10 protein-coding genes are annotated in these 13,903 nt (G+C 47.0%); all 10 read left to right on the top strand.

Annotated features, from left to right (window positions below):
• Nucleotides 1-3 precede the first annotated feature (3 nt).
• Nucleotides 4-1,569, top strand: coding sequence for a glycoside hydrolase family 43 protein (locus tag H9625_RS04880; protein ID WP_225226275.1), 1,566 nt, complete (start codon nucleotides 4-6; stop codon nucleotides 1,567-1,569).
• Nucleotides 1,570-1,578: 9 nt separating this feature from the next.
• Complete coding sequence (locus H9625_RS04875) at nucleotides 1,579-3,960, top strand: glycoside hydrolase family 127 protein (RefSeq protein ID WP_191763221.1); 2,382 nt, start codon at nucleotides 1,579-1,581, stop codon at nucleotides 3,958-3,960.
• A 19-nt stretch (nucleotides 3,961-3,979) separates the two neighbouring features.
• Nucleotides 3,980-5,923, top strand: a complete 1,944-nt coding sequence (locus tag H9625_RS04870) for a glycoside hydrolase family 97 protein (protein WP_191763235.1) — start codon at nucleotides 3,980-3,982, stop codon at nucleotides 5,921-5,923.
• A gap of 29 nt (nucleotides 5,924-5,952) precedes the next feature.
• Nucleotides 5,953-6,126: a hypothetical protein gene (locus H9625_RS04865; RefSeq protein ID WP_158100033.1), complete on the top strand. Its 174-nt coding sequence runs from the start codon at nucleotides 5,953-5,955 to the stop codon at nucleotides 6,124-6,126.
• Nucleotides 6,127-6,140: 14 nt separating this feature from the next.
• Nucleotides 6,141-7,475 carry a glycoside hydrolase family 43 protein gene (locus tag H9625_RS04860; protein WP_087211588.1) on the top strand — a complete coding sequence of 445 codons (1,335 nt, stop codon included), beginning with the start codon at nucleotides 6,141-6,143 and terminating at the stop codon, nucleotides 7,473-7,475.
• A gap of 16 nt (nucleotides 7,476-7,491) precedes the next feature.
• Complete coding sequence (locus H9625_RS04855) at nucleotides 7,492-8,850, top strand: glycoside hydrolase family 43 protein (protein WP_022040365.1); 1,359 nt, start codon at nucleotides 7,492-7,494, stop codon at nucleotides 8,848-8,850.
• 12 nt (nucleotides 8,851-8,862) lie between these two features.
• The gene (locus H9625_RS04850; RefSeq protein ID WP_087395892.1) at nucleotides 8,863-10,956 is read left to right on the top strand and encodes a glycoside hydrolase family 43 protein; all 2,094 of its coding nucleotides are present in this window, start codon (nucleotides 8,863-8,865) and stop codon (nucleotides 10,954-10,956) included.
• 51 nt (nucleotides 10,957-11,007) lie between these two features.
• Nucleotides 11,008-11,316 carry a hypothetical protein gene (locus H9625_RS04845; RefSeq protein WP_158100034.1) on the top strand — a complete coding sequence of 103 codons (309 nt, stop codon included), beginning with the start codon at nucleotides 11,008-11,010 and terminating at the stop codon, nucleotides 11,314-11,316.
• 355 nt (nucleotides 11,317-11,671) lie between these two features.
• On the top strand, nucleotides 11,672-13,036 hold the full coding sequence (locus H9625_RS04840) for a glycoside hydrolase family 43 protein (protein ID WP_022041128.1): 1,365 nt from the start codon (nucleotides 11,672-11,674) through the stop codon (nucleotides 13,034-13,036).
• A gap of 18 nt (nucleotides 13,037-13,054) precedes the next feature.
• Nucleotides 13,055-13,903 (top strand): alpha/beta hydrolase, encoded by an 849-nt coding sequence (locus H9625_RS04835; RefSeq protein WP_022041127.1) that lies wholly within the window; start codon nucleotides 13,055-13,057, stop codon nucleotides 13,901-13,903.

Genomic DNA, 13,903 nt, shown 5'->3' with positions numbered 1-13,903 from the left:
ATGATGTGCATTCCTTTTTGCGGCTTAGTCCGGGCTCAATCGAGCGATAATGGTGACGGTACTTTTACTAACCCGATGTTGTGGAGTGATGTGCCCGACCCTGATGTTATCCGTGTTGGTAGCGACTTTTATCTGGTAAGCACTACGATGCATCTGATGCCGGGCGCACCTATTATGCATTCTAAAGATTTGGTGAATTGGGAGACGGCCAGTTATTTGTTCGACCGTTTGACCGATACACCGAATTATGACCTGAACGGATGTACTGCATACGGAAGAGGGCAGTGGGCCACCTCAATCCGTTACCACAATGGGAAATATTATGCTTATTTTTCGCCCAATGACAAGCCCTATAAAGGATATGTGTATGCCACTACAGATCCGAAAGGGAAATGGGAACTTGTTTCCCGCTTGCCTCATTTCCACGATGCGTCTTTGTTGTTCGACGATGACGGACGTGTATATATCTATTATGGAACAGGGCAATTACGCGAATTGAAGCCAGACCTTACAGGGGTGCAGCCTGGAGGAGTGGATATGAAAATCTTCGAGCGCGATAGTACCGAAACCGGATTGCTGGAAGGAAGCCGTGCCATTAAATACAACGGAAAGTATTATCTGTTGATGATTTCGTGGCCTAATGGAGGCAAGCGTCGTCAGGTGTGCTATCGTGCCGATAAGATAACCGGTCCTTATGAAAAGAAAGTAATACTGGAATCGGACTTTGCCGGTTTCCCGTATGTAGGACAAGGATGCATTGTGGATGATGAGAAGGGCAATTGGTATGGTGTCATCTTCCAGGATCGTGGAGGTGTGGGACGTGTCCTTACACTGATGCCTTGCCGCTGGGTAGACGGATGGCCGATGCTGGGCAATGAGGAAGGCCGTGTACCCGAAATCATGGAAAAACCCGTGCAAGGATGTCCTGCCTTGCCCTTGGTGGTGAGTGACGATTTTGGAAAACAGGAAATGAAAATCAACTGGCAATGGAACCATAACCCGATAAACGAAGCATGGTCGCTTTCGGAACGTCCGGGTTATTTACGATTGAAGACGCATCGGGTGGTAGAAAACCTGTTTTGGGCACCGAATACGTTGACCCAACGTATGGAAGGACCGCAATGTACGGGAAGTGTGTCTATCGATGTGTCTCATATGAAAGAAGGGGATGTAGCAGGTTTCAGTGCTTTCAATGGCGATGCCGGTGTACTTTCGGTAGTGATGGAAGGCGGAAAGAAATACCTTACGATGTCGTCACAGGTGGTAGCTTTACGCGATTCGGACAAGGCGGTGACACATGTGGAGACTGATGAAAAGGCGCGTGTGGAATTGACACAGGATGTAGTTTACCTGCGTATTGATGGAGATTTCCGGGTAGGCAAAGACATTGCTGCTTTCTATTATAGCCTGAACGGGAAAGACTGGACGAAAATTGGTTCCGATTTTAAGATGATATTCGATTACCGCCGCTTCTTTATGGGGACAAAATATGCGATATTCAATTATGCTACAAAGCAGACAGGTGGCTATGTAGATGTGGATTTCTTCGATTATAAACGAATAAGATAAAGAATGGTTATGAAAAAGAAAGCATGGGCATTGATGGTCTGTCTGATAGGTTTTTCGGGATTACAGGCACAAGACAAGTTGTATCCGAACACTTTTGCCTTGAATGAGGTGACTCTCTTGGATGGTCCTTTCAAGCATGCACAGGACTTAAATGGTAAAGTATTGTTGGAATATGATGTAGACCGCTTGCTGGCTCCTTTTCTGAAAGAGGCAGGATTACCTCCCAAAGGAGAATTGTTCCCTAATTGGGCGGGACTGGACGGACACGTAGGCGGACATTATCTTTCGGCACTGGCAATGCATTATGCCGCTACAGGTGATGAGGCATTCCGCCAGCGTATGGAGTATATGATAGCCGAATTGAAACGTTGCCAGGAGAAGAACGGTGATGGTTATATCGGCGGTGTTCCTAATGGAAAGGCTTTGTGGAGTGAGATACGGAAAGGAAACGTGGCCTTGATTTGGAAATACTGGGTACCTTGGTACAACCTTCATAAGCTTTATGCCGGACTTCGGGATGCCTGGATGTATGCCGGCAATGAAGAAGCAAGACAGATGTTTCTTGATTTGTGCGATTGGGGCATTGGAGTCGTTTCTCCCCTCACTGATGCGCAAATGGAGCAGATGCTGGATATGGAATTCGGCGGAATGGATGAAGTATATGCCGATGCCTATCAGATGACCGGAGACAAAAAATACCTGGACACGGCCAAACGTTTTTCTCATCATTGGTTGCTGGACAGCATGGCAAAGGGAGTGGACAATCTGGATAACAAACATGCCAATACACAAGTGCCTAAAGCGGTGGGATATCAACGCATAGCCGAGTTAGACCATAACCGTACGTATGAGGATGCGGCATCGTTCTTCTGGCATACGGTGGTAGAAAACCGTTCGCTGGCATTCGGAGGCAATAGCCGGCGCGAGCATTTTGTGGCGAAAACCGATAGCAAGAGCTATATAGAAGACCGTGAAGGTCCGGAATCATGCAATACCAATAATATGCTGAAACTGACCGAGGGCTTGTTCCGGATGCATCCCGAGGCTAGCTATGTGGACTTCTACGAGCGTGCTTTGTACAATCATATCCTTTCTACCCAGCATCCCGAACACGGCGGATATGTGTATTTCACATCTGCCCGTCCGGCACATTACCGGGTTTATTCGGCTCCTAATCAGGCGATGTGGTGCTGTGTAGGAACCGGTATGGAGAATCATGCCAAATATGGAGAATTCATCTATACGCATATACACGATTCATTGTTTGTCAATTTGTTTATAGCTTCTGAACTGAGCTGGAAAGAAGAAGGCATCCGCTTGCGTCAGGAAACAGGTTTCCCGGCAGAAGAGGGAAGCAAGCTTACGGTTTCGGTGGACAAGCCCAGACATTTCAAGATGTTGGTACGCCATCCGTGGTGGGTTAAGGCTTCGGAAATGCAGGTGTTGTGTAACGGAAAAGAGTATGCAGCCGGTTCGGAACCATCTTCGTATGTATGCATTGACCGCGAATGGAAAGACGGGGATGTTGTCGAAATCCGTACGCCGATGCATGTTAAGTTGGAAGAGTTCCCGAATATGCCCGAATATGTTGCCATCTTGCGCGGACCGATTGTATTGGGTGCACGGGTAGGTACAGACCATCTGGACGGGCTGGTGGCAGACGATAGCCGATGGGGACATATTGCTTCAGGACCTTTGGTTCCGGTTTACGAAACTCCTTTTCTTATAGGAGAGCGGGCAGACATCGAAGAGAAGTTAAACCATTTGCGTCCGGTAGCAGGCAAGCCGTTCCATTATACGGTTCCCGGCCTGTTCCGTTCCGGCAAATACAAGGATTTGGTGCTCGAACCGTTTTATGGCATTCACGATAGCCGTTATATGATTTATTGGCTTTCGATGGACGAAACTGAATACGCACATTATCAAAGCGAACAGAAAGCCGAAGAAGAAGCGCGTATTGCATTAGACCGCCGGACGGTAGATGCCATAGCAACGGGAGAACAACAGCCCGAAGCGGATCACTTAATGAAGAACGAGAACTCGACAAAGGGAAATTTCAATGGTAAGGCGTGGCGTGATGCGAAAGACGGAGGCTATTTCAGTTATGTACTTTCTACTGAGGGCAAGTCTGACATGTCTTTGCTGATAACTTATTGGGGTAATGAAACCGCCGACCGGGAATTTGATATCTTGGTAGATGGAAAGGTGATTGCTTCTGAAAATCTGGTAGGGAAATGGAACAAGCAGGAGTTCGTGGATGTTGAATATGCTCTTCCTGACGATGCGTTGCAGGGTAAGAAAGAAATCACTCTCACGTTCCAAAGCAAGCCCGGAAAAATAGCCGGAGGGGTATTCTTTATCCGTTTGGTGACTAACGAACAAGGTGAATGACTTTAAATGAAATTATATGATGACAAGACAATGGCTATTGACTGCAGCCTTAGGGGCTTGCCTGTCCGTTTATGCTACTGATTGGAAATTTGCCAGTCCCGATGGACACATTCAAGTGGTGGTATCCGATGAAGGCGGAAAGCCTTCTTACCAAGTGTTGTATGACGGAACCGTGTTTCTCGAACCTTCTCCCTTGGGTCTGGAGACCAATATAGGCGATTTTACTCAAGATATGTCGTTGGGGGGAACGTGCAAGGCGGATACGGTATGCGATACCTATACGTTGCCCACCATCAAGCAGAGCCGGGTAGACTATAAGGCGGTTGAAGTGGTGTGCCCGTTCATGCAACAGGGCAAGAAGGTGTGCGATGTGGTGTTCCGTGTGAGCAACCGTGACGTGGCTTTCAAGTACCGCGTCTATCCCAAGGAAAATACCTTATGTTGTGTGGTGCGCTCGGAAGCTACGGGTTTCGTCTTGCCTGAGGGAAGCACTACTTTCCTTTGTCCGCAAAGCAAGCCGATGGGAGGCTTTGCACGTACTTCGCCCAGTTATGAGACCTCTTATACCGTCGATGATACGATGGGCAAGAATGGCTGGGGCGAGGGATATACATTCCCGTGCCTGTTCAAATATATGGATAAGGGATGGCTCTTACTTTCAGAAACGGGAGTAGATAGTCGCTATTGTGCCAGCAGGCTGATGGGGCACGAGGGTGGCATGTATACGATAGGTTATCCGCAAGAAGGCGAATACAATGGCAATGGAACAACGGCTCCGGGAATTGCGCTTCCAGGCGAAACACCTTGGCGCACCATCACTTTGGGAAAAACACTGGCTCCTATAGTTGAAACTACCGTGGCTTTCGACCTTGTATCTCCCTTGTACGAAGCATCTCAGAAGTACCAGTACGGATGCGGCACATGGAGCTGGATTATCGGAGGTGATGCCAGCATGACATACGATGAGCAGAAGCGTTACATTGATTTTGCCGCGGCGATGGGATACCAGTCGGTGCTGGTTGATGCATTGTGGGATTCGCGGGTAGGATATGAAAAAATAGAAGAGTTGGCACGTTATGCCCAGTCTAAGAATGTGGCATTGTATCTGTGGTATAATTCCAATGGTTATTGGAACGATGCTCCGCAAGGTCCGCGTGGCAAGATGAGCAACATTATTTCCCGTCGGAAGGAAATGAAATGGATGCAAAGCATCGGTATCCGGGGTATTAAAGTGGACTTTATAGGAAGCGACAAACAAGTGACTATGCAATTGTATGAAGATATTCTGGCAGATGCCAACGATTATGGTCTGCTGGTTATTTTTCACGGATGTACCTTGCCTCGCGGATGGGAGCGGATGTATCCCAATTATGCGGCAAGTGAAGCTGTACTGGCAAGCGAGAATATGAACTTTTCGCAAGGCAGTTGTGATGCCGAAGCCTTTAATGCCTGCTTGCATCCGTTTATCCGCAATACCGTAGGTAGTATGGATTTCGGAGGCAGTACATTGAACCGGTATTACAATGCGAAGAATCAGCCGGGAGGTAGCCGCCGTGTTACATCGGATGTGTTTGCGCTTGCCACAGCGGTGCTTTTTCAAAGTCCGGTCCAGCACTTTGCTTTGGCTCCTAATAATCTGACCGATGCTCCTGTATGGGCTGTGGATTTTATGAAGAAAGTACCTACGTTGTGGGATGAAGTGCGTTTTATCGATGGTTATCCCGGCAAGTATGTAATATTGGCACGTCGACACGGAGAAACGTGGTACGTGGCTGGAATCAATGCCAGCAAAGAACCGTTGAAAGTGAAAGTAGCTTTGCCGATGTTTTCCCCGAAAGAAGAAGTGACGCTTTATGCTGATGATGCCCAGCTGCAAGGAAGCGTGAAAACCCAGAAGCTGGACAAAAAAGGCGAAATCGAACTGATGATTCCATGTAATGGAGGAGCTTTGATTGTAAAATAACTCAGAAGCTGTTTTGAATTTATCGTGCGATGATTTGGGATGAGTTTTTGAGGCATTTCCGCTTCTGTGATGAGGAAGATAGCGGGCTATCTGACGAAGAACAGGAGCGAAAAGGACCAAAAAATCGCCCAAAGCACACACGAAAACGGATACATCAAGCCAAGAAAAACTTTTTGGAGAAATTCAAAACAGCTTCTCATTAAATCAAGAATAAAAGATGAAAAACAAATCGAAAAAATTAGCATTTATGATGCTGGGCTTGTGTGCCCTTGGTGCAAATGCCCAAGACCCGATTATTCAGACCAAATACACCGCCGATCCTGCACCGATGGTGTACAATGACACGATTTTTCTGTATACCAGTCACGATGAGGACGATGCGCAAGGTTATGACTTCAAGATGCTCGACTGGCAGCTATATACCTCTACTGATATGGTGAACTGGACCGACCACGGACCTGTGGCTTCCTTGAAAGACTTTGTATGGCGTAAGCGCGATAACGGTGCATGGGCACAACAAGTGGTGGAGCGTGACGGTAAGTTTTATATGTATTGCCCCCTTCATGGGAACGGCATTGGCGTATTGGTTTCCGATTCGCCTTACGGACCTTTTAAGGATCCCATAGGCAAGCCTATCGTGTGGCAACAAGAGCATTGGGAAGATATCGATCCTACTGTTTGGATTGACGATGACGGACAAGCCTATATGTATTGGGGTAACCCGAACTTGTATTATGTGAAACTGAACAAAGACATGGTGTCGTATTCGGGCGATATTGTGAAGATAGGCAAGTTGGAACATTATCAGGAAGGACCGTGGTTTTACAAACGTAACGGGAAATATTATCTGGCATACGCTTCTACTTGTTGCCCAGAAGGAATCGGATATGCCATGAGTAACAGTCCTACGGGACCATGGGAGGTGAAGGGCTACATCATGGCTCCTACCGACCGTACGCGCGGAAATCATCCGGGAATCATTGACTATAAAGGCAAGAGTTACGTTTTCGGACAGAATTACGATCTGTTGCGTCTCGAAATGGAGGAGCATCATGAACGCCGTTCGATATCGGCCGCCGAAATGCATTATAATGTAGACGGTACGATACAGGAGGTGCCTTATTTTAAAGATACGAAGCTGGTGCAGATTGAAAACTTTAATCCTTACCGCAGGGTAGAAGCCGAGACTATGGCTTGGGGATATGGGCTGAAAACCGAGCGCCGTACCGATGGTGGCATTTATGTCACGAAAATCAATGACTCTGATACTTTGGTGGTAAAAGGTGTTGATTTCGGAAAAGAAGGCGCATCTCGTTTTGTGGCTTCTGTCGCTTCTGATGCAGGGCATTGCGCAATTGAGATTCATTTAGACCAAGCCGATGGTCCGTTGGTAGGAACAGTTCAAGTTGAGGCTACCGGAGGAATGGACATATACAAGGAGTTTGCCTGTCCGGTGAAAGGGGCGAAGGGTGTTCACGACCTGGTGTTCCGTTTCAAAGGTGATGCCGGAAAAGACCTGATGAATTGGGATTATTGGAAATTTGTAGAATAATAGAATGACATAGTTTATGAAAAACATATTTATTAGTCTTTCGATGCTTGTAACTCCTATACTGGTTATGGCACAAAACCCGATTGTCCAGACTGCTTATACCGCCGACCCGGCACCGATGGTATATGGTGACCGCTTGTATTTATATACAAGCCATGATGAAGATGCATCTACGTGGTTTACAATGAACGACTGGAAATTGTACTCTACCGAAGATATGGTAAACTGGACTGAACATCCGACTCCCTTGTCGTACAAGACATTCGAGTGGGCGCGGGGAGATGCTTGGGCTATGCAGTGTGTCGAACGTGGAGGTAAATTTTATGCGTATGTCCCGGTGACGATGAAAAAAGGAGGGGGAGCTATTGGCGTAGCTGTAGCAGACAGTCCTTATGGTCCTTTCTACGACCCACTTGGCAAGCCATTGGTGAGTAGTGGAAAAGGGGACATAGATCCTACCGTAATGATAGACGATGACGGGCAGGCTTATCTGTATTGGGGCAATCCTTTTTGTTATTATGTGAAGTTGAACGAAGATATGATATCATATTCGGGAGATGTTGTGAAGGTGGATATGACCGAAGAGGCTTTTGGTAAGCGGGAAGGGAATGTGCCTGAACGTCCCACACTTTACGAAGAAGGCCCATGGCTTTACAAGCACAAGGATTGGTATTACCTGTTGTGGGCTGGTGGACCGATATCCGAACATTTGGGCTATTCGATGAGCAAGAGTCCGTTGGGACCTTGGAAATACGGAGGTACGCTGATGCCTACCGAAGGAAGGAGTTTTACTAATCATCCGGGTATTGTGGACTATAAAGGCGGAACTTACCTTTTCTACCACAATGGTGCCCTGCCTGGAGGTTCGGGCTTTACCCGTTCGGTATGCGTGGAGAAAGTTGTGTTTAATGCCGATGGTTCTATCCAGCCGATGAAGATGACCGAAGGTATCCGTGAAGGGTTGACGGCACTTAATCCGTACCGGAAGAATGAAGCTGAAACGATGGCTTTCTCCGAAGGGATGAAGTCGGCACAAAACGGAGAAGTGGGTGTATTTGTCAATGCTATGCGTGATGGGGCATACATCAAGGTGAAGGGCGTAGACTTCCGTAGCCAAGGGGCATCTGACATCATTGCTCGTGTAGGAACTACACACAACGGAGGGGTAACTCTGGAGGTGCGTGCCGATGGTCTGCAAGGAAAGCTGCTGGCTACGTTGCAGGTACCTATGACTGGTTGGGATGACCGTTGGGCACTGGTTACTTCCAAAGTGGAAGCTATAAGTGGCGTGCATGACCTGTATTTTATATGCAAAGGTGATAAGCCTGGCAGGGTGATGTATTTCGATTACTGGATGTTTCATCCGAAGCAGTAAGGAGGGCAAATAATGAAGTATCTATGGCTTTTTGTGCTGGGAATTTGTGGGTGGTATAACCTGCAGGCTCAGACGTGGACCGCTGATAACGGGAACGGTACGTTTACCAATCCCTTGTTCTATGATGAGTTTACCGATCCTGACTTGATTCGGGTGGGAACAGATTTTTATATGGTTGCCAGTTCGATGCATACTATGCCCGGATTGCCTTTGCTTCGCTCTAAAGATTTGGTGAATTGGGAATTTGTTACTTATGTTTTCGACAAGTTGGACTTGGGACCTGAATTCCATTTGGAAGGAAAGAAAGGTGTGTATGGGAATGGTATCTGGGCACCTGCCATCCGTTATCACAAAGGGAAGTTTTATATTTTTGTTAATGTGAACAACTATGGATTGCAGGTATTTTCGGCAGACCGTCCTGAAGGTCCCTGGATACATAAGAACATGGGTGGACGCATTTATGATTTGGGCGTTTTATTTGATGATGACGATAAGATTTATGCTGTTCACGGGTATGATGAAGTGCACCTTATCGAAATCAAACCAGACTTCAGCGGATATGTTGAAGGAAGTGACCGGATTATCATCCCGAAAGGAAATGCAATGGGAGAAGGACATCATTTCTATAAAATTAACGGGAAATACTACATCATCAGTGCTGACTATGCTCCGGTAGGACGTATGCAGTGTGCCCGCGCCGACCGTCCTGAAGGTCCGTATGAGACAACGGTTATCAGCCATCGGGAAACAATGGGGATACAACAGGGTTGGTGGACACAAGGTTATGGTTTCTGGTCCGATATACCTGACGAAGGGAGCAAATTCAGTTTCCAGCCTCCTTCTGATAATTATTTCAGTGCCGTGCCTTTACATCAGGGAGGCATTGTAGATTTGCCTAATGGTGAATGGTGGGGCTTCTCGATGATGGATATGAAATCGGTGGGACGTCTTACTTACTTGTCTCCAGTAACATGGAAAGACGGCTGGCCTTATTTCGGGGTAGAAGGTAATCTGGGACGTTCGCCACGTACCTGGTTCAAGCCCGATACGGGTGTGGAGGAGAGTCCTCATGCTCCTTATGAACGGAGCGATGACTTTTCGGATAATAGTCTGAAGCCAGTCTGGCAATGGAATCATATCCCGGTTGATAACAGATGGGAACTGGCAAAAGGTGTGCTGCGTCTGCATACACTTCCTGCCAAGAGTCTGATGTTTGCTCGGAATACACTGACCCAGCGTGTGGTTGGTCCCGAATCGATGGCTACGGTAGAACTGGATGCACGTGGACTGAAGAAAGGTGACGTAGCTGGTCTTGCTCTGCTGAATACACCCTATTATTGGGTGGGCGTGACACGCACCGACGAGGGACTGATGCTTCGTTTTTATGATATGGTGAAGAATGTACATACCGACAAGCCGCTGGAATCTGCCAAAGTATGGTTGCGGGCTCACGGCGATTATCATAATGACTTGGCCTCATTAAGTTATAGTACCGATGGAGATACGTTCGAGACCATAGGCAACCAGTTGCGTTTGGGGTATCAGATGCATACGTTCCAGGGAGTGCGTTATGCTTTGTTTGCTTACAATACAGAGGGGAAGAAAGGCGGGCGTGCCGATTTCGACAATTTCGAAGTGTACGAACCTTTTGCCGATCGTTCGAAGAATCTGCCTGTAGGCAAAATCATTACACTGACCAATCTTGCCAATGGTGAACGGGCTTGGGCCAATCCGCATGGGATGTTACATCATGTAGCTCCGGGAAGTGCAGAATTCGAAGGGTTAGGATGCCATTTCAGGGTACACGACCGTGGTAAGGGACGTGTGGCACTTGAAGCAATGGATGGTTCTGGATTTCTGACCGTAACGGGGTTGGGGCTTTCGGGCGATGTGCGCATCACGAAAGAAGAAACAGAAGCAAGTCTTTTCTTGTGGCAAGATATGTTGTGGGGGCATTGTATGTTGCTTTCTCTTCATACCAATCGTTTTGTCGGGTTAAATCCGGTGACGGGCGAACCTTATGCCGCCGACTGGCCCGGTACACGCCCCGACCGGAAAGACGGAACGGTCTTTGCCTGGCAGGTGGTGGCAGATGTTGCCGATTGAATCAACAGATTATGCTTGGTTTCTTAGAAGCTGTTTTGAATTTATCGTGCGATGATTTGGGATGAGTTTTTGAGGCATTTCCGCTTCTGTGATGAGGAAGATAGCGGGCTATCTGACGAAGAACAGGAGCGGAAAGGACCAAAAAATCGCCCAAAGCACACACGAAAACAGATACATCAAGCCAAGAAAAACTTTTTGGAGAAATTCAAAACAGCTTCTTACATAAATCGAAAGTTATGCCTTGCGCGGTATGGATTTGTGCATTTCCTGCATGTGCCACGCCATTTCCGTAGAGACGGTGCGCACATCATCCTTGCATTTGATGGCATATCGGTAAGGAACATTTGGCTTTGCATGTAGCCCATATCTTTGTTTCAGGCGGCATACTTTTATGGTTTTCATATGGAAACCGTACGTTCTCGATATGGAAACCGTACGTTCTTGATATGGAAACCGTACGGTTTTCATATGAAAACCATAAAAGGAAGCCGCCTGAAACGATAATGTAATCCAAATGCGGAAACATTTGTTCCGGGGAAAATGCACAAACTTATGCCGTGCATGGTATAAAAGCAGTTGTGTTTTACAGGAGTTATTATTTTGTTCAGGAGTTAAAGGCCGATAGTCCTGCTTCTGAAACCGATATAAAAAGTATTGGTTTCTGACTCCCTTTTAACCCCTGATTAGTATTACTTATAATTGTGTGAAAAGAACTATGAAAACGAAATATTTGTTAGGGTTGTCAATAGGAATGTGCGTAATGTCTGTCCAAGCACAAAACCCGATTATACAGACTCATTATACGGCCGACCCGGCACCTATGGTGTATAATGATACTTTATATCTCTATGTAGGTTGTGACGAGAAAGATGCGCCTGAAAATTCGTATCTGATGCGTGAATACCGGCTTTATACCACCACCGATATGGTAAATTGGACAGATCACGGTGCACCACTCAAGACCAGTACTTTTGCATGGTCTGCAGGTGATGCCAGTGCGGCACAATGCATACCGAGAAACGGGAAATTCTATTGGTATATTTCTTCCCAAAACCGGCAGAATCCCGGTTCTTCTATCGGAGTGGCTGTAGGAGATACACCTTACGGACCTTTCAAGGATGCCTTGGGGCACGGATTGGTAACGAACGATATGACAACATATGCCGGACATTCTTGGGACGATTTAGACCCCACTGTATATATTGCAGACGATGGGCAGGCATGGTTGTATTGGGGAAACGGTGTATGCTATCGTGCCAAACTGAAAGAAGATATGGTAAGTCTGGATGGAGAAATCGAGGCAATCGACCGCTTGGATAGCATTGCCTTTTCGGGAGGATTTACCGAAGCACCTTGGCTTTACAAGCGTGGAGACTGGTATTACCTGATTTATGCTGCGGGTTTCCCCGAATCCATTCACTATTCTATGAGCTCTTCGGCTGGCGGCAAGTGGCAAGCTAAGGGCGTGGTTATGCCGTTGGAGCGTGGAAGCAATACCAATCATCCGGGCATCGTGGACTATAAAGGACATTCGTATTTCTTCTATCACAACGATGCCTTGCCTGGCGGGCATAGTTATTGCCGTTCGGTGTGCGTAGAAGAGTTCCGTTATACTCCGAATGGAGAAATACCAGAAATGCATATGACCGATGCCGGCATAACGGAAGCGGTAGGCCGACTTAATCCTTATATACGTACAGAGGCTGAAACCATAGCTTGGTCCGAGGGCGTGACTACCCGGACGGATGCTGCGCGTGGCGTGTATGTCACGGATGTCCATCACGGAGATTATATCAAGGTAAGGGAAGTAGATTTTGGTGCCAAAGGTGCTTCGCTTTTTACGGCATGTGCCTCTAGCCGTTATTTTGGCGGACAGATTGAACTCCGTATCGATGGCTTGGAAGGAGAAGTATTAGGTACGCTTGATATTCCTTACACCGGTGAATGGGAAAACTGGCAGGAGTTCAAAACACAGGTGAAGAGTGTGACAGGTGTCCACGATTTGTACCTCGTGTTCAAAGGCAAACAACCCCATGCCTTGTTTAACTTGGACTGGTGGAGATTCGATTCTGGGCTATGACGAAAATGAATAGGGAATATGCGTAAATACATTCTTTTTTATCTTTTGTTTTGCCTTTGCTGCTTGAAACTGTTTGCAGGTGGAAAAGTGCTTTATCGGACAGTTCCTTGTACACTTTTGCAAGGTATTACCGAACGTGAATATACGGTTTATTTACCACCGGGTTATGATATGGATACACTTCGTACGTATCCGGTGTTGTACCTTTTGCACGGAGGAAATTGCTCGAATACCGATTGGGAACGTTATGGTGGGCTTTCACATTTGGCAGATAGCTTGATAGCTTGTGGGCAGATGCAGGAAATGATTGTGGTTTGTCCTGAGGCCAACAAGGATAATATGATATGGTTCAATGCTGCGCATTGGCGGTATGAAGACTTTTTCTTTCAGGAGTTTATGCCTTATATCGAGCAGACTTACCGGGTAAAGGCGGAAAAGGCATACCGTTCGGTGGCAGGTTATTCAATGGGTGGAGGTGCATCGGTCGTATATGGTGTGCTTCATCCCGACTTGTTCAACGTGGTTTATGGGATGAGCAGTTATTTGCGTAGCCAGCCGTTGGAGTTTTTGAAGGATGACCCTTCTGCCCCTTGGCGTCAGAAGCTGGTAGATGATTACAACCCTATCCGCACGATAACGGAAGGAAGTGAAAAGAATGTGTCGGCATGGAAAGCCGTCCGTTGGTTCATTGATTGTGGTGACAAGGATTTTACATATGATGCTAATATCGATTTAGTCTCAGCCTTTCGCAAGCGTGGTATTCCTTACGAGTTTCGTGTGAAGGGTGGGGGACACGATTGGAGTTATTGGCGTCCTGCCTTGTGCGATGCGCTGGTATATGTCTCGCATCAATTGCCCGATGATTAA

Origin of the sequence: Phocaeicola intestinalis (genome assembly GCF_014837065.1) — a bacterium.
In the GTDB taxonomy this organism is placed as follows: domain Bacteria; phylum Bacteroidota; class Bacteroidia; order Bacteroidales; family Bacteroidaceae; genus Phocaeicola; species Phocaeicola intestinalis.
The sequence above is the reverse complement of the archived record's forward strand: the minus strand, read 5'-3'. Positions and strand labels throughout refer to the sequence as shown.